The organism is Pseudomonas sp. UBA6323 (assembly GCF_002439135.1).
Taxonomy (GTDB): Bacteria; Pseudomonadota; Gammaproteobacteria; order Pseudomonadales; family Pseudomonadaceae; genus Aquipseudomonas.
The window spans coordinates 1-24,315 of the sequence record NZ_DJSX01000040.1 but is presented as its reverse complement, the minus strand read 5'-3'; the positions used below and the strand labels follow the sequence as shown (position 1 = coordinate 24,315).

Genomic DNA, 24,315 nt, shown 5'->3' with positions numbered 1-24,315 from the left:
GTCGGATAGATCCTCTCCCCCGGCCCCTCTCCCGCAAGCGGGAGAGGGGAGGCAAGCGCCCTAGATTCCCTGCGGAATCTCTTCGCCGCCCAGTGCGGTGAACAGCTCCGGCAGGAACTCCACCAGAGTCATCATCATCAGGACGAAGCTGGCGTCCTGCTGGGCCAGGGCGTCGTCGCCGCCGTCCTGCTCGGCCTGTTCCTGCAGCACATCTTCGAAACGCAGGCGCTTGATGGTCAGCTTGTCGTCGAGCACGAAGGACAGCTTGTCCTGCCAGGCCAGTGACAGCTGGGTGACCTGCTTGCCGGTGGACAGGTGCAGCTGGATTTCCTCGCTGGTCAGGTCCTGGCGCTTGCAGCGCACCACACCGCCGTCCTCGTGGGTGTCGCGCAGCTCGCACTCATCGAGCACGAAGAAGCCTTCGGCAGCGCTCTGGTTCTTCAGCCAGTCGGTGAGCGTGGCGGTCGGTGCGATCTTCACCGACAACGGGCGTACCGGCAGCGAGCCGATGGCCTCGCGCAGGGTGGAGAGGAGGTCTTCGGCCTTCTTGGCGCTGGCGCTGTCGACCAGGATCAGACCCTGCTTCGGCGCGATGGCAGCGAAAGTGCCGGATTTGCGGATGAAGGCGCGCGGCAGGAAGGCCTGGACGATCTCGTCTTTGATCTGGTCGCGCTCTTTCTTGTAGACCTTGCGCATCTGTGTGTTTTCGATTTCGTCGACCTTTTCCTTCAGCGCGTCGCGCACCACCGAACCCGGCAGGATGCGTTCTTCCTTGCGCGCGCCGATCAGCAGGAAGTCGCCGCTGACGTGCACCAGTGGGGCGTCGGCACCTTTACCGAAGGGGGCGGTGAAGCCGTAGGTGGTCAGTTCCTGGCTGGCGCAGGGACGGGCCGGTTTGCTGGCCAGTGCGGTCTCCAGCGCTTCGGCGTCGAAAGGGATGTCCTGGGTGAGGCGGTAGACCAGCAGGTTACGAAACCACATGAGCGGGTGACTCTCCATTGATGATGTAAGTCGCGAGGCGGCGCCATCTGTGGGCTTTCACCTGGGGAAAGCCGGCGCGCAGCGACGGATGAAGGTGGCGGGCGAGCAGCGGTAGGCTGACCGGTCCGCCGGCACAGAGCGCGCATTATTCTCCGCTGGCGTGCTCAGGCCAACCCTGACAACGAACCTTCGAGGAAATTCGCCGGTGCTGCCTAAGTTCTTGCTGCGGCGATAAATTTTTTATGAAGAGGGCTTGCCAAGGTCCGAATCGCTCTCTAGAATGCGCCCCACTTCGAGAGTGAATGGGGTGGTTAGCTCAGCCGGGAGAGCATCTGCCTTACAAGCAGAGGGTCGGCGGTTCGATCCCGTCACCACCCACCAATCTCGCAGTTACGCGCAGCGGTAGTTCAGTCGGTTAGAATACCGGCCTGTCACGCCGGGGGTCGCGGGTTCGAGTCCCGTCCGCTGCGCCATTCTTTTCCTCGCTTCATCCCCTCCTGTGACAACGCTTCGGCATTCGCCGAAAACCTCAAAAAATCCTTTGTTTGCTTGAACTTATGCGCATTGTACGGCTCCTATGCCGTAGCCAGTGATCGCGGCGTACTGCTAAGCTCGCGCTTTCACACGACGGCCTTCGGGCGCATCTACAAGGAACAAGCATGAAACAGCATCGTTTGGCGGCGGCGGTTGCCCTGGTGGGCCTGGTGCTCGCCGGTTGCGATTCGCAAACCAGCGAAGTCGAACTCAACAGCCCGGCGCAGAAAGCTTCCTACGGTATTGGCCTGAACATGGGTCGCAGCCTGTCCGAAGAGGGCATGGACGATCTGGATTCCAAGGCCGTCGCCCAGGGGATCGAAGATGCGCTGGCGAAGAAGGAGCCGCGCATCAAGGATGAGGACATGATCGAGGCCTTCTCCTTCCTGCAGAATCGTGCTGAAGAGCGCATGACGGCGCTGAACAAGGAAGCTGCCGAAGCCGGCAAGAAATTCCTCGAAGAGAACGGCAAGCGTGAAGGTGTCGTCACCACTGCTTCCGGTCTGCAATACGAAGTGATCGAGAAGACCGACGGCGCGCAGCCGAAGGAAAGCGACGTGGTGACCGTTCACTACGAAGGCAAGCTGACCGATGGCAGCGTCTTCGACAGCTCCGTCGCGCGTGGCAGCCCCATCGATCTGCCAGTTGGCGGCGTGATCCCGGGTTGGGTCGAAGGTCTGCAACTGATGCACGTGGGCGAGAAGTACAAGCTGTACATCCCCAGTGAGCTGGCTTACGGCGAGCAGAGCCCGTCCCCGGCCATTCCGGCCAATTCGGTATTGGTGTTCGATCTGGAACTGATCGCCATCAAGGATCAGGCCGCCGAGCCGACCGAAGAGTAACACCTGGTACTTGCGTACAACGCCCCGTCTTGACGGGGCGTTGTCGTTTCTGAGGGCAAAAAAGAGGGTGCACGGTGGCAGGGTGTTACGCTTATGCACATTTTGGGAAAGATTCCCGAAGAGCCTTCGCTACAGACGCGGGCTTCTCATGTCAATCAGCAACTTGTTGATTTTCATGGATTTTATATGCTGTATAAAAAATATCCGATCTAAGCCGAGACCCCATGCCACGGGGCTTTGATAAGCTTGTCTAAAGAATTTGCACAGATTTATCCACAGCTTCGGTGGATAAGCGAGGCAAGCCCAGAAAGTACCTGGCTCGCCGAGGAGGCCTATGAAAATTCCGTGGAAACTGACGCGTTACCTGCCGTTGGCCGCCCGCTTTCTTCGCGACGGCAAGTTGCCCGAACTCGTGCGCGCGCTAGGTGACAAGCGCACCCCGCAGGGACAGCGCTTCGCCGCATTCAAGGAAGATCTGCAGTTGCTGCGTGCGCTCAGCCTGGCCTGGTTCAAGGGTGAGTACCGGCAGATCAGCAGCCAGGCTCTGCTGATGGTGGTGGCGGCGCTGCTGTATTTCATCGCTCCGCTCGATGCCATTCCCGACTGGCTGGTAGGCGTCGGCTTCGTCGACGACCTCGCCGTGCTGGCCTGGGTCATGCGCACCTGGCATGGCGAGCTGGATGCCTTCAGGGCGTGGCGGGACAAGCAGAGCCCGGAGCGCATGGCGCTCATCGAACAGCTACCGCCGGCCGAACGGGTCGATCCGCTGCAGTCCTGATGGCCCGTTCGCGCGTTGCGGATTCTGTTCGCACCCGCTGAGCAGCCGACGCTCCCGTGTTTCGCACTCTCAAGGTCGCGCGTTCGCAGGTTGCCGATTCGAGCGGATAGGGCGAAACGCCGCATCTCGCTACCTGGCCCGTTTGGATGACGCCTCTGGCGGTAGACGCCTGTTAAGATGACCACATGCAAGGAAGGGGTCGAGGCCGTCGGCCCTGCTTTCCAACGGAGAGACTCATGAGTGTGCAAATCATTGCCCGTGACGGCGAGCCGGAATACGCAGTGCTGCCCTGGGCCGATTATCAGGCCCTGTTGCAGGCTGCGGGGCGCCAGGAGGTTGCCGCGCCCGTTGAGCCTTCGCCGGTGCCTGCAACCAATCGCGCGCCTCTCGCGCAGTTGCAAGCGCTACGCGAAGCCAAGGGCCTGAGCCCGGAAGCGCTGGCGCGCAGCGTTGGCATCAGCCCCCATTATCTGGCCATGATCGAGAGCGGTGAACGGCAGCCCGATGCAGCGATTCTGCGTTCTCTTGCCTGGGAGCTGGGGCTGGAGGGCTGGTCTTGAGTGTACGCATCAGTCGCCAACACTGGCAGGCACTGCTGACCGAGCTGGATGATGCCCGCCGTCAGCGTCATCTCCTGACTTATCGAGCGCTGATCGAGCGCCTCGATCTACCGACGCCGGCCATGCAAACCCTGACCGCCGCTTTGGAGCACCTCGCTGCGCTGGATGCTCGCGCCGAGCGGCCGCTGCGCAGCGCACTGGTCATCAGCCAGGGCGCCAGTCGCCTGCCGCGCACCGGGTTCTTCGATTGCGTGACGCGCCTCGGGCGTTTCAATGGGGCCTCCGATGGCGTCGCCGCTGCGTCCTGGCATGCGGCGGAGGTGGTACGGGTGTTCGAGTTCGAGTATCCGGCCGATGTCTAGGTGGCTCTGGCAGGCCCGAGCGCGGCTGGGGTACTGGCTGGCCCGGCGACTTTTCCACTGGCCTGCGGCGCTGCGTCAACCGCGTCTGTGGCAATGGATGCAGGGCCAGTACGGACGTATGGCCAACCTCGGCGACACCGCGGCGCAGAGTTTCTATGGTCATATCCTGCTATTTCGCGGTCAGGGCCTTGGCGCGCGCGAGGAAGGTCTGCGGCTGCTGCGTCTGGCCGCCCAAGGTGGAGATGGCAAGGCCGCTTATCAACTGGGTGTGCAAGCCATGCAGGGCGACACCCGGCAAGCACCGGATGCCGTGCAGGCCGTGCGTTGGTGGGAAATGGCAGCGTCTGCCGGGCATCCCCTGGCGGCCGGGCGCCTGAGCCAGCTTTACCGCGAGGGCGCTCCCGGCCTGGAAGCAGACCCGCAGGCCGCCGAGCGCTACGCCGCCATGGCGGACGAGGCTAGCCGCTCAGGCCGCTGAGCCTTCCAGAATGTGCAAGCTGTAGCCAGGCACGCCCTTGGCCTGGCGCTTGGCTTCGGACGCCAGTTCGGCCAGGCGCGAGGCATCGAGTTGGGCGCAATCCGTCTTTCTTACGTGCACCACGCCGATCGAAAGCGACAGCAGCGCATATTCCTGGCGCTGGCCCTGGCGGTTGTGGGCGATGAAGCAGCCAGCCTGGAGATGTTCCTCGCGATAAAAGCGTCGGCACTGACTTTGAAAATCCTCGATCAGCTTGCCGAGCTTGTCGCGCCAGTCGGTCGAGCCAAGCACCAGCATGAAATCGTCACCGCCGATATGGCCGACGAAGTCGCGCGCCGGATCGACCCGCTCGTTCAGGCACTGTGCCAGGCACAGCAGCACCTCGTCGCCCTTGGCATAGCCGTAGAGATCGTTGAACGGCTTGAAGCTGTCGATATCGACGTAGCACACGGCCGCTTCGCGCTGCTGTTGCAGCAAGCGGCTCAGGCATTGCTGGATCGGCACGTTGCCTGGCAGCAGGGTCAGCGGGTTGGCGTGACGCGCCTGCTGGAGTTTCTGCTCGGTGATCAGCTTGAGCACGTCGATCACCCGTCCCAGCCCCGGATAGCGGCCGTTCTGGATGATGATGAAGTCTTCCTCGATGCGCTGGCGTGCACGACTGGTGAGCAGACGACTGACCTTCTGCAACGACTGCGTCAGCTCCACGGCGAGAAAGTCCTGGCTCATCAGACGGCTTATGGGTTTGCGCGCGAACAGATCGGTGGCGAATGGCTTGAGCAGCGCTTCGGACAGCGAGTGACGGTGGACGATGCCGACCGGCTGCCGCTGGGCGTCCAGCACCGCCAGGGAGTTGAGGTTGGCCTGGGCGCGAAAGACGTCCAGCACCTCGGCGATGGGCGTGTGCTGATCGACTGCGAGCTGATCGTTGAGCAGAGCGCTGAGGTCATGGCTATCTTCGCTGAGGCTGGCCTGGTTGCTCTGGATCTGGGGCAGCAACTGGCGTGCCTCGCGCGGCGGCTTTTCCTGCGGCCTGCTGAGCAGGTAGCCCTGTACCAGGTCGACGCCCATTTCCGTCAGTACGGCCAGCTCTTCGGGCAGCTCGATGCCCTCGGCTATCACCTGTGCGCGTGATGCTTCGGCCATTTTCAAAATGGAGCCGACGAACTCGCGTTTCACCGTGTCGAGGTGGATGCCGTCGATGAAGTGACGGTCGATCTTCACGTAGTCCGGGCGCAGCTCCGACCACAGGCGCAGGCTCGAATAGCCGGCGCCCAGATCATCCAGGGCGATGGAAAACCCCATGGCGCGGTAGTGATGCAGCGCATTGTCGAGCAGGGCGAAGTCTTCGGTGGGCGACTGCTCGGTGAGTTCGATCACCACCTGGCTTGGTGGGATGCCGAATGCCTGCAGCAGTTTCAGGGTGCGCCCGGGCTGGTGACCGGGGTCGAGCAGCGATTCCGGCGAGACGTTGAGAAACAGCTTGCCGTCCAGGCCCAGGGCGCTGAAGCCCTTGCAGGCGCTCTTGCGGCAGGCCATTTCCAGTTCGCTCAGGCGGCCTGCGTGGCGGGCCACGGCGAACAGCGTCAATGGTGAATGCAGTGGACTGTTGGATGGGCCGCGAGTCAGTGCCTCGTAGCCGAGAATGCGCTGTTCGGACAGCGAGACGATGGGTTGGAACAGGCTGCTGAGGTCGCCGTGAGCGAGGATGTTACCCAGTGCGCTCAACTGCTCGGTGACGGTCATGGTGTTCTCGATCTGCCGGAAAACGAAGGGGCCGGTTTCTAACCGGCCCCTGCATTTCACGACAGTTCGATGACGATTTGATGACGTTCGTAGAATCGCCTCAATGCAGCGCCAGCGACGGGTTCAACCCCAGGTAGTCGAGCAGGATGCGTCCGGACTCCGAAAGGTAGGCATCGTCTTCCGGCGTGCTCTTCTCGTCAGCAAGCGGCAGCGCGTCCTCGTCTTCTTTCTCCAGTTCCTTGAGCGGCTCTTCGCCCTTGGCCTGGCGGCGGTTGTTCTCCAGGGCCAGTTGCTTGGCTTCGACTTCGGCCTGGCGAGCACGTCGGGTCTGCTCGTTGAGGCTGACGGTTTTCTCCTCCATCAGCTTCTTGGCCAGGGTCAGGCGGTCGCGAGTGAAGACGAAGTCCGGGTCCTTGGCCGTGCGCCGATCATGGCGAGCCTTCAGTTCGGTCAGGAACGGCTTGATCGGGTCCAGCTCGGGCTTGATCGCCGGACGGATGCTGTCCCACGGTAGGGCGGCGGGCAGGGCGCTTTCGCCGATGTCCTTGGTGTCCATGACGTCCGGGTAGAGGATGTCGGGAATCACGCCCTGGTGCTGGGTGCTCTGGCCGGAGACGCGATAGAACTTGGCCAGGGTCAGTTTCAGTTCGCCATGGTTGAGCGGCTGAATGGTTTGCACCGTGCCCTTGCCGAAGGTCTGGCCGCCGAGAATCAGCGCGCGGTGATAGTCCTGCATGGCGCCGGCGAAGATCTCCGAGGCCGATGCCGACAGGCGGTTGACCAGCACCGCCAGCGGACCGTTGTAGTAGATGCCCTTGTTCTCGTCGGCGAGCACGTCGACGCGACCGTCGGCGTTGCGCACCAGTACGGTGGGGCCCTGTTCGATGAACAGGCTGGTCAGCTCGGTGGCTTCCTGCAGCGAGCCGCCACCGTTGTTGCGCAGGTCGATGACCACACCGTCGACCTTCTCGGCCTGCAGCTCGTCGAGCAGGCGTTTGACGTCACGGGTGGTGCTCTTGTAGTTCGGGTCGCCAGCGCGGAAGGCCTTGAAGTCGAGATAGAAGGCCGGCAGTTCGATCACGCCGAGCTTGTAGTCACGACCGTCATGCTTGAGTTCCAGGACCTTTTTCTTGGCGGCTTGCTCTTCCAGCTTGACCGCTTCGCGGGTGATGGTGACCACCTTGCTACTCTGGTCGCTCGGCGCGTTGCTGGCCGGAATCACTTCCAGGCGCACGGTGGAGCCTTTCGGGCCACGAATCAGCTTCACCACTTCGTCCAGGCACCAGCCGATCACGTCGACCATTTCATCATTGCCCTGGGCGACGCCGACGATCTTGTCAGCCGGTGCGATCTGCTTGCTCTTCTCGGCCGGGCCGGCAGGCACCAGACGCACCACCTTGACGTGCTCGTTGTCGCTCTGCAGGACGGCGCCAATGCCTTCCAGCGAAAGGCTCATGTTGATGTCGAAGTTTTCCGCGTTATCCGGCGACAGATAGGTGGTGTGCGGGTCGTAGGTGGTGGCGAAGGCGTTGATGTAGGCCTGGAACACGTCCTCGCCGCGGGTCTGCTTGAGGCGCGCCAACTGGTTCTTGTAGCGCTTGGTCAGCAGTTCCTGGATGTCCTTGGTTTCCTTTCCGGCGATCTTCAGACGCAACACTTCGTCCTTGACGCGTTTGCGCCAGAGTTCGTCGAGTTCGGCACGATCCTTGGCCCAAGGAGCTTTCTCGCGGTCGACCTGCAGCTCTTCATCCACCGTGAAATCGATCTTGTCGATGCCTTTGCCTAGCTCGGCCAGGGCGAAGTTCAGGCGTTCTTCCAGGCGGGTAAGGTGACGGCGATAGATGGTGAAGCCCGGTTCGAGCTCGCCGCTTTTCAGCAGGTCATCAAACTTGGTGCGCCACTGGTTGAATTCGGCGATGTCGGCCGCAGTGAAATAGCTGCGGGACGGATCGAGCAACTTCAGGTAGTTGTCGTAGATCTGAACCGAGCGTTCGTCATTGAGCGGCGGCTTGTTGTAGTGGTGGCGGCGCAGCAGCTCCACTACGTTGAGGCTGGCGATCACCTGCTCGCGATCCGGTTGCAGGTAGTCCCAACTGGTCGCTGTGGTGGTCTTGGCCGCCAGCGGCAGGGCACTGAGGCCGAGAACGAGGGCGAGGGCGGTGCTTGCAAGGGAGCGCTTCATGCTGATTCGACGTAGTGGCAGGTGATAACGCATATTAGGCCGTATTTGAGGGCGCCAGGTTCCGTTGGCGCTAGGCGAAAGCCCGGCGGTCAGCGCTGGGCTTGGTTCACTTGCACTATGGAGGCAGCATGAAGGCATTGCAAGGCGTCGAAGGGCGTGCAGAGTGGCTGGAACAACCGGCACAGAGCTGTGATGCAGGGCAGATCCGGGTGAAGGTGGCGGCCGCTGGGCTTAACCGGGCCGATCTGTTGCAGCGTGCCGGGCTCTATCCGCCGCCACCGGGTGCCAGCCAGGCGCTGGGCCTGGAGTGCTCCGGGGTGATTGTCGAAGTGGGTGCTGGCAGCGCCTGGCAGGTGGGCGATCGCGTTTGCTGCCTGCTCGCCGGTGGTGGTATGGCCGAGGAGGTGGTGCTCGATGCACGCCACGCCATGCCGGTGCCTGAGGGTTTGACTCTGGTCGAGGCTGCCGTGGTGCCGGAGGTGTACGCCACGGCCTGGCTCAATCTGTTCCAGCTCGGCGCTCTGCGCCCCGGGGAAAAAGTCCTGCTGCATGCTGGCGCCAGTGGCGTCGGTTCGGCTGCCATCCAGCTGTGCAAGGCGTTCGGTAGCCCGTGCTGGGTCAGCGTCGGCTCTGCCGAGCGATTGGCCTACTGCGAAGCGCTGGGTGCGCAGGGTGGTGCCTTGCGTGGTGAAGATCTGCAGGCCTTGCGTGATTTCGGGCCGTTCGACGTGATTCTCGATCCGGTCGGTGGGCAGTATGCGGCGCTTAATCTGGAGTTATTGGCGCGTGACGGTCGCTGGATCAACATCGGCCTGATGGGCGGGCGCGAGGCCAAGCTGGACCTGGCTCAGGTGCTGGGCAAGCGCATCCAGTTGACCGGTTCGACCCTGCGCAACCGCGACGATCAGTTCAAGGCCGATCTACTGCACGATCTGCAGCAGCAGGTGTGGCCCCTGTTCGGCGAAGGCCGGTTAAAGCCGCAACTGGAGCGCAGTTTTGCGATCCAAGAGCATGAGGCGGCGTTCGAGACGCTCGCTGGTAACCAGGTCGCAGGTAAACTTGCACTGCTGATTGATCCCAGCCTGGCCTGAACCAGGGCTGCAGCCCGCATGTGGCGCGGGCTGAGCCATCGATTGGTGCATTCAATCGATATCATGCCCGTAATCAATAAGCTTTTTTCTGTTAGGTGGCTAATATAGCGACCGTAGCTTTCAACCCTCACCCAAAACTCAGAAGGAGTCAGAGATGTCCCTCATCAATACTCAGGTTCAGCCGTTCAAGGTCAATGCGTTCCACAACGGCGAGTTCATCGAAGTCACCGATCAGAGCCTGCAGGGCAAGTGGTCCGTGCTGATCTTCATGCCGGCTGCCTTCACCTTCAACTGCCCGACCGAAATCGAAGACGCCGCCAACAACTACGCCGAGTTCCAGAAGGCCGGTGCCGAGGTCTACATCGTGACCACCGACACCCATTTCTCGCACAAGGTCTGGCACGAAACCTCGCCGGCCGTTGGCAAGGCTCAGTTCCCGCTGATCGGTGATCCGACCCACCAGCTGACCAACGCTTTCGGCGTGCACATCGCTGAAGAAGGCCTGGCTCTGCGCGGCACCTTCATCATCAACCCGGAAGGTCAGATCAAGACCCTGGAAATCCACTCCAACGAAATCGCTCGTGACGTTGGCGAGACCCTGCGCAAGCTGAAAGCTGCCCAGTACACCGCCGCTCACCCGGGCGAAGTTTGCCCGGCCAAGTGGAAAGAAGGCGAGAAGACTCTGGCTCCGTCGCTGGACCTGGTCGGCAAGATCTAAAAACGGCTTCAGAGCTGCTGCGCTCGGCTAGGCAGCGTTGTAATCAGACTCGGGCTTGTCATGTACTTTTGTACACTCCGCGCCCTCGCCAGATTACGCCTTGCCTAGCCATCGCTCGCGACGCTCTGAATTCCGTTTTGCAACTGCTACCTGCGCTGTTTGGGCCATTAACCGGCCCTTGTGGTGCCCGATGCCCGGGCGCGATCCGTCCGGGCATTTTATTGCCCGAATTTTCGTATTTGAGGAATTTCCGCCATGTTGGACGCCAATCTTAAAGCCCAGTTGAAGGCCTACCTGGAAAAGGTCACCCAGCCGTTCGAGATCGTCGCGTCCCTCGATGACGGCGAAAAATCCCAGGAACTGCTCGGGCTCCTGCAAGACATCGTCGGCCTGACCGACAAGATCACCCTGAAGACCAATGGCAGCGATGCCCGCCGCCCGTCTTTCTCGCTGGTGCGCCCCGGTGCGGATATCGGCCTGACCTTCGCCGGCATCCCCATGGGCCACGAGTTCACTTCGTTGGTGCTGGCGCTGCTGCAGGTGGGCGGCCATCCGTCCAAGCTGGACGCCGACACCATCGCGCAGATCAAGAGCATCGAAGGCAAGTTCGAGTTCGAGACCTACTTCTCGCTCTCCTGCCAGAACTGCCCGGACGTGGTTCAGGCGCTGAACCTGATGGCCGTGCTCAACCCCAATATCCGCAACGTCTCCATCGACGGTGCGCTGTTTCAGGAAGAAGTCGAGCGTCGCCAGATCATGGCCGTGCCGAGCATCTACCTGAACGGTGAGGTTTTCGCTTCCGGCCGTATGGACGTGAAGGAAATCCTCGCCAAGATCGATACCGGCGCCGCCAACCGCGATGCCGAGAAGATGACCGCCAAGGAAGCCTTCGACGTGCTGGTGGTCGGTGGTGGCCCGGCCGGTGCCGCAGCTGCCATCTACGCTGCGCGCAAGGGCATCCGCACCGCCATTGCCGCCGAGCGCTTCGGTGGCCAGGTGCTGGACACCATGGCCATCGAGAACTTCATCTCGGTGAAGGAGACCGAAGGCCCGAAACTGGTGCGTGCGCTGGAAGAACACGTCAAGGAATACGACGTCGACGTGATGAATCTGCAGCGTGCGTCGGCGCTGGTGCCAGCCAGCAGCGAAGGTGGCCTGCACGAAGTGCAGTTCGAGAACGGCGCCTCGCTCAAGGCCAAGACCGTCATCCTTTCCACCGGGGCGCGCTGGCGCGAGATGGGCGTGCCTGGCGAGCAGGAATACAAGGCCAAGGGCGTGTGCTTCTGCCCGCACTGCGACGGCCCGCTGTTCAAGGGCAAGCGCGTGGCGGTGATCGGCGGCGGTAACTCCGGCGTCGAGGCGGCCATCGACCTGGCCGGCCTGGTCGCTCATGTGACCCTGCTGGAATTCGCCGACACCCTGCGTGCTGACGCCGTGCTGCAGAAGAAGCTCTACAGCCTGCCGAACGTCACTGTGATCAAGAGCGCGCAGACCACCGAGGTGACGGGCGATGGCCAGAAGGTCAACGGCTTGGTCTACAAGGACCGCACCACCGAGGAGCTGCACACCGTCGAGCTGGAAGGCATCTTCGTGCAAATCGGTCTGCTGCCCAACAGCGACTGGCTCAAGGGTAGCGTCGAGCTGAGCCGCTTCGGTGAGATTGTCGTCGATGCCAAAGGCGCGACCAACATCCCGGGCGTGTTCGCTGCCGGCGACGTGACCACCGTGCCGTACAAGCAGATCGTCATCGCCATGGGCGAGGGCTCGAAGGCATCGCTGTCCGCCTTCGACCACCTGATCCGCCATAGCTGATCGCAACGCTGGAACGACAAAGGCCACCTTCGGGTGGCCTTTGTCGTTGGTGTATCTGTGGGAGGCGCTTTAGCAGCGACAGCTTCGCGGCTAAAGCCCCTCCCACAAGCTCTTCGATCCTCAGCGCTTCAGACCGCCCAGGGTCAGCGGCATCTGACGGTTCACATCCTTGTACAGCAGGTAGCGGAAGCGGCTCGGGCCGCCGGCGTAGCAGGCCTGCGGGCAGAAGGCGCGCAGCCACATGAAGTCGCCGGCTTCGACTTCGACCCAGTCCTGATTCAGGCGATACACCGCCTTGCCTTCCAGCACGTACAGGCCGTGTTCCATGACGTGGGTTTCGGCGAAGGGAATCACGCCGCCCGGCTCGAAGTTGACGATGTTGACGTGCATGTCATGGCGCATGTCGCTGATCTCGACGAAGCGCGTGGTGCTCCAGCGGCCTTCGGTGCCGGGCATGACGATCGGCTCGATGTCCTGCTCGTGGGTGACGAAGGCTTCCGGGTAGGGCACGCCCTCAACCGGCTGGTAGGCCTTGCGCAACCAGTGGAAGCGCACGGCTTCGCTGCCGTTGTTGCGCAGCGACCAATCGCTTTCTGGCGGGATGAAGGCGTAGCTGCCCGGACGCAGGGCGTGCTGGGTGCCGTTCAGGGTCAGGTCGCAGGTGCCTTCGACGACGAAGATCACGCCTTCGGCGCTTGGGTCCAGCTCGGGTTTCTCGCTGCCGCCGTTCGGGCCAACTTCCACGATGTACTGCGAGAAGGTTTCGGCAAAGCCGGTCAGCGGGCGGGCGATGACCCACATGCGCATGTTGTCCCAGAACGGCAGGTGGCTGGTGACGATGTCACGCATCACGCCCTTGGGAATCACGGCGTAGGCTTCGGTGAACATGGCGCGGTCGGTCAGCAACTGATCCTGACCAGGATGACCGCCATGCGGGGCGTAGTAGTAGGGCGTTTTGCTCATCGAGAGATGCCTCGGCGGGTGGATGGCGCAGGGATCGATCCCGGCGCGAAAAAGGACTCCCAGGCACTATAGGAATTCGCGGCTGGATTCGGAAATTAAATAGTAGAATGCCTGTCAGTGGGTTTCATGATGGGGGCGCGATGCTCGATCCGGTGCTGTTACGCAGTTTTCTCGCCGTGGTGCAGACCGGCGGTTTCACCCGCGCTGCGGCCAGCCTGCACCTGACGCAGTCCACCGTCAGCCAGCAGGTGCGGCGCCTGGAGGAGCAGCTCGGCGCCGAGCTGCTCGACCGCAGCGGCCGCTACGTGGTGACCACCACCGAAGGCGAACGCCTGCTCGGTTATGCAAACCGCATCGTCGCGCTGATGGACGAGGCGATGCTCGCTCTGGGGCAGAGCGCGGTGGAAGGCGAGGTGCGCCTCGGCGTGCCGGACGATTTCGCCGCCAACAGCCTGACACCCTACCTGGCTGATTTTGCCGATGCGCATCCGGGTATTCGCCTGGAGATCACCAGTGGCCTGAGTCATGACGTATGGCGCGCGTTCAACGCGGGCGAGCTGGACCTGGCGCTGATCAAGCAGCGCGCCGGCAGTGCCAAGGGGCTGGCCAGTTGGGCCGAGCCGGTCGCCTGGCTCGACAGCCGCGCGCGCCCGGTGCTGGCGCGCAATCCGGTGCCACTGGCGGTGTTCCCGCCCAACGGCCTGTATCGCCTGGAGATGACCCACGCGCTGGATGCCATGGGCAAGCCCTGGCGCATCGCCTACGTCAGCAGCAGTTTGCCTGGAGTCAGCGCCGCAGCCGAAGGTGGCCTGGGCCTGACCCTGTTGCCACGCCGGTTGATCACTGCCGCGCATCGCGAACTGGGCGAGGCCGAAGGCTTCGCCCCGGTCGCGCCGGTGGAGGTGGCCCTGCATGCGCGCAACCAGTTGCCCGGTTATGCACGGGAACTGGCGGCGGCGTTGATCGAGGCTTGCGAAGGGATCATGAGCCGGTAGTGTGAGGTTCAGCGCCAGCTGAGGATCGGCCAGCCGGACTTTTCGGCATGGGCGCGCAAAGTTGGGTCAGGATTGACGGTAAAGGGCCTATCCACCAACTGCAGCAGCGGCAGATCATTGCGAGAATCGGAATAGAAGCTGGCGCCAGCCAGGCTTTCGCCCTGTTCGATCAGCCAGCTTTCCAGGCGGATCACCTTGCCCTCACGGTAGGTCAGCACGCCATGAGTACGCCCGCTGTAAAAGCCGTGCTGCAGCTCCAGGTCGATGGCCAAGACCTCGTCGATGCCGAAGCGCTCGGCGATGGCGCTGACCAGGAAATGCGCCGAGGCCGAGATCACCAGCAGGCGGTCGCCAGCGGCGCGGTGCGCGGCCAGGGTGCGGCTGGCGTCGCTGTAGAAAATCGGCTCGATCACGTCCTCGACGAAGGGCTCGACCACATGGGCGACCTCCTCGGGCGTGCGGCCGACCAGTGGTGACAGGGTGAAGGTCATGTAGTCCTCCATGGCCAGCGTGCCGGCGGCGTATTGGCGCATCAGCTCCTGTTCGTGGGCGATGAAGGACTCACCGTCAGCCCAGCCGATCTTCACCATTTCCTGCGTCCACAGGCTGGCGCAGTCGCCGTGGATCAGCGTCTCGTCGAGGTCGAAAATCGCCAGGGCCATCACGCCACCTCCCGGATCGCATCCGCGCCGATGGCCAGGCTGACACTCTGGCCGTCCTGATGCAGGTCTGCGGCGGAGCGGTTGAGCACGTCCACCAGCAGCTCCACGCCGCGGGCCTCGACGCGATAGCGCACGACATTGCCGAGCAGGCTGTGGCCGAGGATGGTGCCGTCGATACCCAGGCCACCGATCTGGATGGCTTCCGGGCGAATCGCCACACGGCTGTTCACCGGACGCAGCAGCAGGCGGCTGGCAGCATCGGCGTCGAGCAGGTTGTAGTTGCCGATGAATCCGGCGGCGAAGGCATCGGCCGGCGCGGTGTAGAGGGTTTCGGCGTCGCCGCTCTGGACGATCTGGCCGCCGTTCATCAACACGATGCGGTCGGACAGCACCAGCGCCTCCTCCTGATCGTGGGTGACGAAAATGGTGGTCAGACCCAGCTCGCGCTGGATCGCGCGAATCTGTTCGCGTAGATGCTTGCGGATGCGTGCATCCAGCGCCGACAGCGGTTCGTCGAGCAACAGCAGGCGCGGGCGGGTGACCAGTGAGCGAGCAAGCGCCACGCGTTGGCACTGACCGCCGGAAAGCTGGTGCGGATAGCGGCCGGCGTAGTCGCTCAGCTCCACCAGCTCCAGCGCTTCGGCGACACGCTTGTTGGCCTCGGCACCAGGCACCTTCTGCATGCGTAGGCCGAAGGCGACGTTCTGCGCCACGCTCATGTTGGGGAACAGCGCATAGCTCTGGAACACCATGCCGATGCCGCGTTTCTGCGGTGGCATGGGTACCAGGTCCTGGCCGTCGAGGAGGATTTGCCCACCGTCGACTGCAGTCAGGCCAGCGATGCAGCGCAGCAGGGTGGACTTGCCGCAGCCGGATGGGCCGAGCAGGGTGATGAACTGGCCCTGGCCGATCTCGATGTTGATGTCAGTGAAGATCTGCGTCGGGCCGTAGCTTTTGTGCAGGTTCTGAATGTGCAGAAAACTCATGACTTGTCCTTGTTCAGGCGGTTGGCTGCCCAGGTCATCAGCAGCACGAACATGAAGTAGGAGATCACCAGAGCGCTGGTGAAATGGCCGCTGTCGTTGCGCATGTTGTACAGGTAAACCTGCAGCGTCTCGTAGCGGCTGCCCACCAGCAGGTTGGCGAAGACGAACTCGCCGAACAGGAAGCTGAAGGACAGGAAGATCGAGACCATCAGGCCTTTGCGCAGGTTGGGCAGCACCACCATGAAAGCGGCGCGCCAGGTGCTGGCGCCAAGCAGGTGAGCGGCGTCCATCAGGTCGCGCAGGTTGATCGCCTGCAGGTTGTTGGTGATCGCCCGGTACATGAAGGGCAGGGCGATGGTGAAGTAGCAGCCGATGAGGATCCAAGGCGTGCCGAGGATCGGCAGCGGGCCGGATGCGAACAACTGCATCAGGCCGACCGAGGACACCACCGGCGGAATGGCGAACGGCAGCAGGATCAGCACGTTCATCACGCCATCGAGCTTGGGAAAGTGGTAGTTGACCACGAACAGCAGCGGCAGGATCAGCACCAGCGCCAGTGCCAGGGCGCCAAAGCACACCAGCAGCGAGCGACCGAAGGCGGAGAGAAAGCGCGCGTCGCTCCACAGCGCCACGTACCACTTGAAGGTGAAACCGCTGGGCAGGATGGTCGCCGACCAGCTGGTAGAGAGCGAGTAAACCAGTGTGCCGAGCAGTGGCAGCAGCAGGACCAGAAACAGCAGGTAGACCACCAGTTGGTGGAACAGCGGCGAGCGTTTTTCAGCGGGCGACATGGTAGCTCCGGCGCAGCAGCCATTGGTGGACGATGGTGATCAGGGTCATCAGGCCGACCAGCACCATCGCCAGTGCGCTGGCCATGTTCGGGTCGAGGAAGATGTCGCCGGAGACCATTGCCGCGATACGGATCGGCAGGATGTTGAAGTTGCCGGTGGTCAGCGCGTACACCGTGGCGTAGGCGCCGAGGGCGTTGGCCAGAAGGATGACGAAGGTACCAAGCAAGGCCGGGGTCAGCACCGGCAGGCCGATATGTCGCCAGAACTGCCAGTTGCTGGCGCCGAGCAGCTCGGCCGACTCGCGCCAGTCTTCGCGCAGGGCATCGAAGGCCGGGTAGAGCAGCAGCACGCCGAGGGGAATCTGGAAGTAGGTGTAAAGGACGATCAGGCCGGTCTTGGAGTAGAGGTTGAAGTCCTCGATCACGCCCATCTGCTTGAGCAGGATGGTCAGCGCGCCGTTGAAGCCGAGCAGGATAATGAAGGCGAAGGCCAGCGGCACCCCGGAGAAGTTGCTGGTCATGTTGGAAAAAGCCATGACGAAATCGCGCAGGCGGCTGCTGACCTGACGCAGCGAATAGCTGCCGATGATCGCGATGACGATACCCAGCAGGCTCGACCAGAAGGCGACCTCAAGGCTATGGCGCATGGCCTGGCGGTAGAACGGCGAGGAGAAGGCCTGCTGGAAATTGCCCAGGCCCCAGCCTTCGCTGGTATTCAGGCTGTTGCTTGCCACCCAGAGCAGCGGTGCGATCTGGAAGGCGAAGAAGAACAGGGCGAAGGGCACCAGGCACAGCAGTGCCCAGCCCTTGCTGGAAGACTTCATGCGAGCAGCTCCCTGCACCAGGGTTTGTCATGGGCTGCGCCGAGCAATTGGCAGATGGTCCCGCACAGCTCGGTCTGCTGCGGGCGGGCTGCCGGATCGAGGCTGAAGGCGCTGCCGAGGACGATCAGCGGCACTTCGCGTTCTTCCGGCAGCAAACCGTTATGGCTGCGGTCGGTGTTCATGCCGTGGTCGGCGGTCACCAGTATCTGGTAACCGGCGTCGAGCCAGGTCTGGATGTACTCGGCCAGCAGCACGTCGGCCATGCGCGCCGCGTTGCGGTATTGCGGGCTGTCGAGGCCGTGCTTGTGGCCGGCGTCGTCGATGTTCATCGGGTGCACCAGCAGCAGGTTCGGCGCATGAAACCGGCGCAGGCTGTCGGCATCGGCGAACAGGTGTGAGTCCGGATAGTGATCGGCGTAGTAGAAATGGCCGTGTTGGATCGGCAGCGCCTCGTCGCTGGTGTGACGGTCTCGGGCAGCCTGGAAGGGCGCGCGGTTGTACAGCTCGCTGACCCAGTGGTAGGCCGCAGCAGCAGTGGTCAGGCCGGCGTCACGGGCATAGTGGAAGACGCTGCGCTGATTCGACAGGCGCACCACATCGTTGTGCACGATGCCGCTATCGATGGGCGCTACGCCAGTGAGGATGCATTCGTAGAGTGGACGGGACAGTGCCGGCAGTGCGCAGTCGAGCTTGTACAGCGCGGCGCGCCCGGCCTGGCAGTAAGCCAACAGGTGGCCCAGCGCATGCTGGGCCACCTGATAGCTCAGGCCATCCAGTACCACCAGGATGACGTTGTGCTTCATGGGGTTCTCTCGTTCGGTCGTAGCCCGGATTGCATCCGGGCTACGGATCAATGGTGCCGCGGCCGCATCAATTCATATTGATGATCACGTGCTCCTGCCACAGGCGCGGCAGCATCTTGGAGGTGTTCTCCCAGGCAGCGGCGTCCTTGATCGGCTGGACCTTGGCGTACTGCTCTTGCGGCAGCAGCTTGGCCTGCACTTCGGCCGGCAGCTCGATATGCTCGGCGCGGATCGGGCGGGCGTTGCCCTTGGCCAGGTTGATCTGCCCGGCATCGCTGAGGATGTATTCGCGGGTCAGCTTGGCGGCGTTGGGGTGCTTCGCCCATTTGTTGATGATGGTGCTGTAGCCGGAGATCACCGAGCCGTCGGACGGGATCAGCACCTCGAAGCGCTCAGGGTCGATCTGGTCGCGGTAGGACAGGCCGTTGAAGTCCCAGACGATGCCGACTTCCACTTCACCCTTTTCCAGGGTCTGGATGGTCGGGTTGGCCAGCGACAGGCGACGCTGCTTGGCCAGTTCGCCGTAGAAATCCAGGGCCGGCTGCACGTTGCTCTCGTTGCCGCCCATGGCGATGGCGGCGGCCAGCACACCGTTCACGGCTTGTGCCGCGGTGCTCACGTCACCGGCAGCCACCTTGTAGGTGCCGGTCTTGAGGTCTGCCCAGGAGCGCGGGATGTCCTTGACCAGTTGCTTGTTGACGATGAAGGCGATGGAGCCGGTGTAGGCCAGCATCCAGTGGCCGTCCTTGTCCTTGGCCCAGTCCGGAATCTGCTCCCAGGTGCTCGGCTTGTACGGCTGGGTCACCCCCTGCTGCACGGCGATAGGGCCGAAGGCGGCACCGACGTCACCGATATCGGCAGTGGCGTTTTCCTTCTCGGCGGCGAACTTGGCGATTTCCTGCGCCGAGCTCATATCGGTGTCCTGGTGCTTGAGACCGTAGAGTTTGGTCAGGTCGGCCCAGGTGTCTTTCCAGTTGGCCCAGCTGTCGGGCATCCCCACGCTATTCACCGCGCCTTCGGCGCGTGCAGCCTTTTCCAGTGCCTGCAAGTCGGTGTCTTCGGCCATGGCGGAGATCGCCAGAGCGATGGCCGAGCCCATCAGTGAAGCCAGCAGCAGTTGTTTCATTGGAAACTCCTTTGCAGTGAGGGTGTTGGTCTAGATCAGCAATACCCGAGCCAATCTAGGCGCCTTCAATGACAGTTTTATGTCCGGCTACAGCTGGTAGATGTCCAGGCCCAACCGGCCGGTGCGCTTGACAAGCGTAGACCATGGATAAGTGGCTGATTTATCGGGCAGCGAAGGCGCAGGCCGGTGGCATGCGGCGTGCTTGCAGCATGGTTGTCATCTATCAGTCATCTAGACTGCCTAGTCTTGTAACCCGTCTGGGCATGCGAGCTTTGCCCTGTCATGGGGCTGGACTAGTCCAAAGAGGAAGATGTTGATGCGCGAAGAAGTACCACGGGCCGTCACTGTCATCTGCCGCGCCTTGCAGGAGCAGATCGACCGGGGCCTGTTGTCGTCCGGCAGCAAATTGCCAGCCGAGCGCAAGCTCAGCGAATTGTTCGACACCACGCGCATCACCCTGCGCGAGGCGCTCGGCCAGTTGGAGGCGCAGGGGCTGGTCTACCGTGAGGAGCGCCGCGGCTGGTTCGTTTCGCCAACGCGGGTCGCCTACAACCCGCTGGTTCGCACCCACTTCCACGCCATGGTCGCTGAACAGGGGCGGGTGCCGGCTACCGAGGTGCTGAATGCACGGCTGATGCCCGCCACGGCGCAAATCTGCCAGATACTGGAGTTGCCCGCACTGTCGAGCGTCTATCAGGTGTGCCGCGCGCGGCGCATCGACGGACGCCTGGTGCTGTACGTCGAGCACTACCTCAACCCGGCTTACTTCCCCGGCATTCTCGAGTTCGACCTGACGCGCTCGCTGACCGATCTCTACGCCAGCGAATATGGCATCCACTACGGCCGTGTACGCTTCGACATGGTGCCCACTGCGTTGCATGCCGAAGCCGCAGCCAGCCTCAAGGTCGCGCCCGGCAGCCCGGCGCTGCGCATTACCCGGGTCAATCGCGACCAGCACGGGCGCATCATCGATTGCGACCTGGAGTTCTGGCGCCACGACGCCATCCACGTCAGCGTCGAAGTCCCCGAGTAAGGCGCCGCGCGCCAACTCGCTAACGAGGCACGTCCGACCGTTCGTCGGCTACGAAGATCTTTTTTCGGCCAATGTCGAAATGGCGCCCTCAGGTTCGACTATCCAGTATCCACCCCCAAGGAACTGGAGCGCGCCATGAAATACCTTTGTCTCGTCTACGCCAGCGAACAGGAGCTGCACAGCTCCGCCGACAGCCCGCATGACAGCGAATGCCACGCCTACGCCCAGCGTGTGCAGGAGAGCGGGCGCATGCTCGCCGCCGAGGCGCTGCAGTCGGTACAGACCGCCACCACGGTGCGCATGCGTGGCGGCAAGCTGGCGATCACCGATGGCCCCTTTGCCGAAACCAAGGAGCAACTGGCTGGCTTCTACCTGATCGAGGCGCGTGATCTCAACGAAGCCATCCAGCTCGCCGGGCACATTCCCGCCGCCCGTGTCGGCTGCGTCGAAGTGCGGCCGATTCGCCAACTGGATATCTACCCGGCCGCGCAGCGCTGAGTCGCCATCGTTCATTGGAGAATTCTTATGGACCGTCGTTATATCCCTGAAGTCGCCACGCGCGAGCAATGGCTGGCCGCGCGCAAGGCCCTGCTCGAGCAGGAAAAGGCCCTGACCCGTCAGCGCGATGCGCTCAACCGTGCCCGCCGTGCCTTGCCCATGGTGCCGGTGGAGGAGGATTACCGCTTCGATGGCCCAGACGGCGAGGTTGGGTTAGAGGCGCTGTTCGACGGGCGCAGCCAGTTGATCGTCTATCACTTCATGTACCACATGGACCGAGGCGAGGGTTGCGACGGTTGTTCCTGCCTGGTGGACAACATCGGCCACCAGTCCCACCTGCATGCCCGTGACACCAACCTGGTGCTGGTTTCGCGTGCGCCGCTGGCCGATCTCGAAGCCTTCAAGCGGCGTATGGGCTGGGCCCTGCCCTGGTACAGCTCATACGGCAGCCGTTTCAACTACGACTACCACGCCACCACCGACGAGCAGGTCGCGCCGGTCGAGTACAACTACCGCGACAAGGAAGAACTCGAGCGCCTGGGCCTGACCTATCACGTGCAGGGTGAGCAGCCTGGCGTCAGCGTGTTTCTGCGGGAGGGTGGGCGCATCTATCACACCTACTCCACCTATGGCCGAGGTGTGGAGATCCTGATGAGCAGCTTCCATTTCCTCGACTTCACGCCCTTTGGCCGTGGCGAAGGCTGGGACGGCATGCCCGACCTGGACGGCAAGGGCCTTAACTGGACACGCCTGCACGATGAGTACGAGCAGGCGGCGCCCACCCATGACTGTTGCGGCCACAAGGCCTGAACCCTAGCGAAGGAGAAACCCCATGAGTCAGCATGAACTGCAAGACGCACTGAACAGCTGGACCGAAGCCTGCCGCAGCAAGGATGTGGCGCGCATCATGAGTCACTACGTCGAGGATCTGGTGTCCTATGATGCCGTCGGCCCGCTGCGCTTCGAAGGTCGCCCGGCGTATCAGGCGCATTGGCAGGCCTGCATGGAAATGTGCAGCGGCCCGGGGATGTTCGAACCGCATGAGGCGACTTTCAACGCCAGCGGCGATCTCGGCGTGACCCACTACCTGCTGCATTGCGGCGGCACCAATGACAAGGGCGAGATGGAAACCTGCTGGATGCGCGTGACCCAGTGCCTGCGCCGCCAGGGTGGCAGCTGGCTGATTTTCCATGAGCACTTCTCGGCGCCCTGCGATATGGAAAGCGGCAAGGCGCTGTTTGACCTTCAACCTTAGGGTTAAACGTTCGGCTTACTGACGCCCCAGCGCCGCGCAGGACGGCTCGTAGTTCTGCTGGCAGGCACTCTGGTACAGGCGCTGGGCCTGGTCGGGGTCGCGCGACACACCACCTTCGCCGCGGCGATAGAGGTTGCCCAACACATGCTGGGCCATGGGGTTGCCTGCAGCGGCTGACTGGTTGAGGTACTTGAGCATGTCGCGCTGGTTGGCGAGCTCCGGCGCATCCCGCCCGGTATAGAGGTAGGCCAGGCTTACCGCCGCCATGGCGTGGCCCTTGTCGGCGGCCTGCTTCCACCAGTACTCGGCTTGCTTGAGATCCTTTTCCGGCTGGCCGACGAAGTAACTGCTGCCGAGTTGGAACTGGCTGTCCAGGTCGCCACGTTGGGCCTTTTGGCGCAGTTGATCCTGTTCGGTCTCGGTGATGGGCTGTTCAGCCTGCGGCTGGTCGTCGGGCTTGGCGGCGTCAGGCTCACGCCCGGCGCATCCTGCCAGCAACACGAGTGCGAGCAGGGCGGTTGTGGCGTGAAACAGATTGAATGGACTGGGCATGGCAGTGGCTCCCTGGGCGAAAAACGAGGCAAGTCGCTGTTAGGCCTGCCCCGCTCACCTTAGTTCGCTCTGAACCCTCCGTGCAGTGCCGACTTCACACTCGCGCGATGAGCTGCAATCCTGAGCGCTGATTTCGCTCAAGAGGCAGCCATGAAGATCAGTGCGGATTTCGACAGCGGCAATATCCAGGTCATCGACACCAGTGACCCGCAGCGCGTGCTGCTGGCCATGCGGCCGGACCTTAGCAGTCACCACTTCCAGTGGTTTCACTTTCAGGTCGATGGCCTGCAGCCAGGCCAGCGTTACGGCTTCAACCTGACCAATGCCGGACAATCGGCCTATAACCGCGCCTGGGACGGCTACCAGGCCGTGGCCAGTTACGACCAGCAGGACTGGTTTCGCGTGCCGACCCGGTTCGAGGACGGGCAACTGCGATTCGAGCTGCAGGCCGAGCACCAGAGCGTGCGCTTTGCCTACTTCGAACCTTACCCGCGAGCGCGACACGAACGGCTGATCGCTAGGGCGCTGGAGCGCGGCTCCGAGTTGGTGGCCAGTGGCAGAAGCCTGGAGGGGCGCGATATCCAGCTGCTGCGTATTGGCGGCCAGGCAGGCGCTGCGCGCAAGCTGTGGATCATCGCCCAGCAGCACCCCGGCGAGCATATGGCCGAGTGGTTCATGGAAGGACTGATCGAGCGGCTGCAGAATCCGCAGGATGCCGAGGTCGCTGCGTTGCTGGCCGAGGCCGATTTCTACCTGGTGCCGAACATGAATCCGGACGGCGCCTATCGTGGTCATCTGCGTACCAACTATGCCGGGCAGGACCTCAATCGCGCCTGGCAGTCGGCCAGCTCCGAGCGCAGCCCGGAAGTGTTGTTCGTGCTGCAGCATATGCAGCGCATCGGCGTCGACCTGTTTCTCGATATCCATGGCGATGAGGAAATCCCTCATGTGTTCACCGCCGGCTGCGAAGGCAATCCCGGCTACACCCCGCGCCTGGCTGCATTGGAAGAGGACTTCCGCAGCCGCCTGGTCGGCATCGGCGCTGAGTTTCAGACCCGCTTCGGCTACCCGCGCGATGAGCCAGGGCAGGCCAACCTGACCTTGGCCTGCAACGCGGTGGGCGAAACCTTCGATTGCCTGTCGTTCACCATCGAGATGCCGTTCAAGGACCACGATGACAGCCCGCAGCCACGCAACGGCTGGAATGGCGCGCGCTCGCAAAAATTGGGGCAGGACGTGCTGACGGTGCTGGCGCAGATGGTCGGGCGCTTGCGCTGAGGCTGGGCGTGCCGGGCGCGAATGCTGGCGTCCCGTGAAGTGGCGCGTTGGGTTCGTAGGCAAAAAAAGCCCGTCACGAGGACGGGCCTAAAGTGCCGTTAACACACAGGAGTCAATAGGACGTAGTGAAGCGTCCGGTATTACAGAATCGACAGCGGATAGTTGATGATCAGACGGTTCTCGTGCAGATCCTGGCCAACGTCGCGGCGGACGTCGGAGTTACGCCAGCGCACGTTCAGGTTCTTCAGCGTGCCTTCCTGAATGGTGTAGGCCAGCTCGGTCTCACGGCTCCACTCTTCGGCATCGGTACGGCCGCCAGCATGGATATTGGAGCCGCTGGTGTAGCGGTTCATCAGGGTCAGGCCCGGAATGCCCATGCCGGCGAAGTTGTCGTCGTGACGAACCTGCCAGGAAAGCTCTTCCGGACTGTCGAAAGCGGACAGGAAGCCATCGTTGACCAGCGAGCCGC

Annotated in this window: 26 protein-coding genes and 2 tRNA genes; 16 read left to right on the top strand and 12 right to left on the bottom strand. The window is 62.8% G+C overall.

The genetic code is table 11. The features are described from left to right. Positions 1-60: 60 nt before the first annotated feature. Positions 61-981: a recombination-associated protein RdgC gene (gene rdgC / locus B3P22_RS08905; RefSeq protein ID WP_197855186.1), complete on the bottom strand. Its 921-nt coding sequence runs from the start codon at positions 979-981 to the stop codon at positions 61-63. A 305-nt stretch (positions 982-1,286) separates the two neighbouring features. Here rdgC and B3P22_RS08900 point away from each other — a divergent pair. From B3P22_RS08900 to B3P22_RS08870, 7 genes are all read left to right on the top strand, one after another. Then, positions 1,287-1,362 (top strand) — tRNA-Val (locus B3P22_RS08900). A 15-nt stretch (positions 1,363-1,377) separates the two neighbouring features. After that, positions 1,378-1,454: transfer RNA gene (locus tag B3P22_RS08895), tRNA-Asp, on the top strand. Positions 1,455-1,640: 186 nt separating this feature from the next. Then, positions 1,641-2,357 carry an FKBP-type peptidyl-prolyl cis-trans isomerase gene (locus B3P22_RS08890; protein ID WP_197855188.1) on the top strand — a complete coding sequence of 239 codons (717 nt, stop codon included), beginning with the start codon at positions 1,641-1,643 and terminating at the stop codon, positions 2,355-2,357. Between the two features lie 334 nt (positions 2,358-2,691). After that, entirely contained in the window at positions 2,692-3,135 is a 444-nt protein-coding gene (locus tag B3P22_RS08885; protein ID WP_296270695.1) for a YkvA family protein, read from the top strand. 236 nt (positions 3,136-3,371) lie between these two features. Then, positions 3,372-3,695 carry a helix-turn-helix domain-containing protein gene (locus B3P22_RS08880; RefSeq protein ID WP_296270694.1) on the top strand — a complete coding sequence of 108 codons (324 nt, stop codon included), beginning with the start codon at positions 3,372-3,374 and terminating at the stop codon, positions 3,693-3,695. Then, positions 3,692-4,057 carry a hypothetical protein gene (locus B3P22_RS08875; protein ID WP_197855193.1) on the top strand — a complete coding sequence of 122 codons (366 nt, stop codon included), beginning with the start codon at positions 3,692-3,694 and terminating at the stop codon, positions 4,055-4,057. Before B3P22_RS08880 ends, B3P22_RS08875 begins: the two co-directional genes overlap by 4 nt. Then, positions 4,050-4,535: a sel1 repeat family protein gene (locus tag B3P22_RS08870; RefSeq protein ID WP_296270693.1), complete on the top strand. Its 486-nt coding sequence runs from the start codon at positions 4,050-4,052 to the stop codon at positions 4,533-4,535. The genes B3P22_RS08875 and B3P22_RS08870 overlap by 8 nt, the downstream gene beginning before the upstream one ends. Here B3P22_RS08870 and B3P22_RS08865 read toward each other — a convergent pair. Both B3P22_RS08865 and B3P22_RS08860 read right to left on the bottom strand, forming a co-directional pair. Continuing rightward, positions 4,524-6,278, bottom strand: coding sequence for a bifunctional diguanylate cyclase/phosphodiesterase (locus B3P22_RS08865; protein ID WP_296270692.1), 1,755 nt, complete (start codon positions 6,276-6,278; stop codon positions 4,524-4,526). The two genes, B3P22_RS08870 and B3P22_RS08865, sit on opposite strands and share 12 nt — an antisense overlap. A gap of 100 nt (positions 6,279-6,378) precedes the next feature. Continuing rightward, positions 6,379-8,460 (bottom strand): carboxy terminal-processing peptidase, encoded by a 2,082-nt coding sequence (locus B3P22_RS08860; protein ID WP_296270691.1) that lies wholly within the window; start codon positions 8,458-8,460, stop codon positions 6,379-6,381. A 128-nt stretch (positions 8,461-8,588) separates the two neighbouring features. On the opposite strand from B3P22_RS08860, the gene B3P22_RS08855 reads away from it, so the two are divergent. From B3P22_RS08855 to ahpF, 3 genes are all read left to right on the top strand, one after another. After that, entirely contained in the window at positions 8,589-9,551 is a 963-nt protein-coding gene (locus tag B3P22_RS08855; protein ID WP_296270690.1) for a zinc-binding dehydrogenase, read from the top strand. A gap of 154 nt (positions 9,552-9,705) precedes the next feature. Then, positions 9,706-10,269 carry an alkyl hydroperoxide reductase subunit C gene (gene ahpC / locus B3P22_RS08850; protein ID WP_197855200.1) on the top strand — a complete coding sequence of 188 codons (564 nt, stop codon included), beginning with the start codon at positions 9,706-9,708 and terminating at the stop codon, positions 10,267-10,269. A 255-nt stretch (positions 10,270-10,524) separates the two neighbouring features. Further along, positions 10,525-12,081, top strand: coding sequence for an alkyl hydroperoxide reductase subunit F (gene ahpF / locus B3P22_RS08845; protein ID WP_275546898.1), 1,557 nt, complete (start codon positions 10,525-10,527; stop codon positions 12,079-12,081). Between the two features lie 120 nt (positions 12,082-12,201). Here ahpF and B3P22_RS08840 read toward each other — a convergent pair whose 3' ends face one another. After that, a complete protein-coding gene (locus tag B3P22_RS08840) occupies positions 12,202-13,044 on the bottom strand; it encodes a bifunctional allantoicase/(S)-ureidoglycine aminohydrolase (RefSeq protein ID WP_197855202.1) in 843 nt (280 codons plus the stop codon). Between the two features lie 140 nt (positions 13,045-13,184). Here B3P22_RS08840 and B3P22_RS08835 point away from each other — a divergent pair, with 140 nt between their 5' ends. Next, the gene (locus B3P22_RS08835; protein WP_079785322.1) at positions 13,185-14,039 is read left to right on the top strand and encodes a LysR substrate-binding domain-containing protein; all 855 of its coding nucleotides are present in this window, start codon (positions 13,185-13,187) and stop codon (positions 14,037-14,039) included. Positions 14,040-14,047: 8 nt separating this feature from the next. Here B3P22_RS08835 and B3P22_RS08830 read toward each other — a convergent pair whose 3' ends face one another. The 6 genes from B3P22_RS08830 to B3P22_RS08805 form a co-directional block, all read right to left on the bottom strand. Beyond that, positions 14,048-14,701 carry an HAD family hydrolase gene (locus tag B3P22_RS08830; protein WP_296270689.1) on the bottom strand — a complete coding sequence of 218 codons (654 nt, stop codon included), beginning with the start codon at positions 14,699-14,701 and terminating at the stop codon, positions 14,048-14,050. Next, positions 14,701-15,687, bottom strand: a complete 987-nt coding sequence (locus B3P22_RS08825) for an ABC transporter ATP-binding protein (RefSeq protein WP_275546896.1) — start codon at positions 15,685-15,687, stop codon at positions 14,701-14,703. Before B3P22_RS08825 ends, B3P22_RS08830 begins: the two co-directional genes overlap by 1 nt. Continuing rightward, the gene (locus tag B3P22_RS08820; protein WP_296270688.1) at positions 15,684-16,478 is read right to left on the bottom strand and encodes an ABC transporter permease; all 795 of its coding nucleotides are present in this window, start codon (positions 16,476-16,478) and stop codon (positions 15,684-15,686) included. The genes B3P22_RS08825 and B3P22_RS08820 overlap by 4 nt, the downstream gene beginning before the upstream one ends. Further along, the gene (locus B3P22_RS08815) at positions 16,465-17,301 is read right to left on the bottom strand and encodes an ABC transporter permease (RefSeq protein WP_296270687.1); all 837 of its coding nucleotides are present in this window, start codon (positions 17,299-17,301) and stop codon (positions 16,465-16,467) included. The genes B3P22_RS08820 and B3P22_RS08815 overlap by 14 nt, the downstream gene beginning before the upstream one ends. Then, positions 17,298-18,104, bottom strand: coding sequence for an alkaline phosphatase family protein (locus tag B3P22_RS08810; RefSeq protein ID WP_296270686.1), 807 nt, complete (start codon positions 18,102-18,104; stop codon positions 17,298-17,300). The genes B3P22_RS08815 and B3P22_RS08810 overlap by 4 nt, the downstream gene beginning before the upstream one ends. Positions 18,105-18,171: 67 nt before the next feature. Then, positions 18,172-19,230 carry an ABC transporter substrate-binding protein gene (locus B3P22_RS08805; RefSeq protein ID WP_296270685.1) on the bottom strand — a complete coding sequence of 353 codons (1,059 nt, stop codon included), beginning with the start codon at positions 19,228-19,230 and terminating at the stop codon, positions 18,172-18,174. A gap of 316 nt (positions 19,231-19,546) precedes the next feature. Here B3P22_RS08805 and B3P22_RS08800 point away from each other — a divergent pair, with 316 nt between their 5' ends. The 4 genes from B3P22_RS08800 to B3P22_RS08785 all read left to right on the top strand — a co-directional run bounded on the left by B3P22_RS08800 (position 19,547) and on the right by B3P22_RS08785 (position 22,016). Continuing rightward, a complete protein-coding gene (locus tag B3P22_RS08800; protein ID WP_197855209.1) occupies positions 19,547-20,263 on the top strand; it encodes a UTRA domain-containing protein in 717 nt (238 codons plus the stop codon). A 135-nt stretch (positions 20,264-20,398) separates the two neighbouring features. Beyond that, entirely contained in the window at positions 20,399-20,761 is a 363-nt protein-coding gene (locus tag B3P22_RS08795) for a YciI family protein (RefSeq protein WP_296270684.1), read from the top strand. Between the two features lie 27 nt (positions 20,762-20,788). Beyond that, positions 20,789-21,571, top strand: coding sequence for a DUF899 domain-containing protein (locus tag B3P22_RS08790; RefSeq protein WP_296270683.1), 783 nt, complete (start codon positions 20,789-20,791; stop codon positions 21,569-21,571). A gap of 22 nt (positions 21,572-21,593) precedes the next feature. Next, positions 21,594-22,016 carry a YybH family protein gene (locus tag B3P22_RS08785; RefSeq protein ID WP_296270682.1) on the top strand — a complete coding sequence of 141 codons (423 nt, stop codon included), beginning with the start codon at positions 21,594-21,596 and terminating at the stop codon, positions 22,014-22,016. Between the two features lie 15 nt (positions 22,017-22,031). On the opposite strand, the gene B3P22_RS08780 is transcribed toward B3P22_RS08785, so the two are convergent. Further along, the gene (locus tag B3P22_RS08780) at positions 22,032-22,568 is read right to left on the bottom strand and encodes a tetratricopeptide repeat protein (protein WP_296270681.1); all 537 of its coding nucleotides are present in this window, start codon (positions 22,566-22,568) and stop codon (positions 22,032-22,034) included. Between the two features lie 150 nt (positions 22,569-22,718). Here B3P22_RS08780 and B3P22_RS08775 point away from each other — a divergent pair, with 150 nt between their 5' ends. Beyond that, complete coding sequence (locus tag B3P22_RS08775; protein WP_296270680.1) at positions 22,719-23,846, top strand: M14 family metallopeptidase; 1,128 nt, start codon at positions 22,719-22,721, stop codon at positions 23,844-23,846. A 140-nt stretch (positions 23,847-23,986) separates the two neighbouring features. On the opposite strand, the gene B3P22_RS08770 is transcribed toward B3P22_RS08775, so the two are convergent. After that, positions 23,987-24,315 (bottom strand): OprD family outer membrane porin (locus B3P22_RS08770; protein WP_296270679.1); only part of this gene is annotated, 329 nt, incomplete at its 5' end.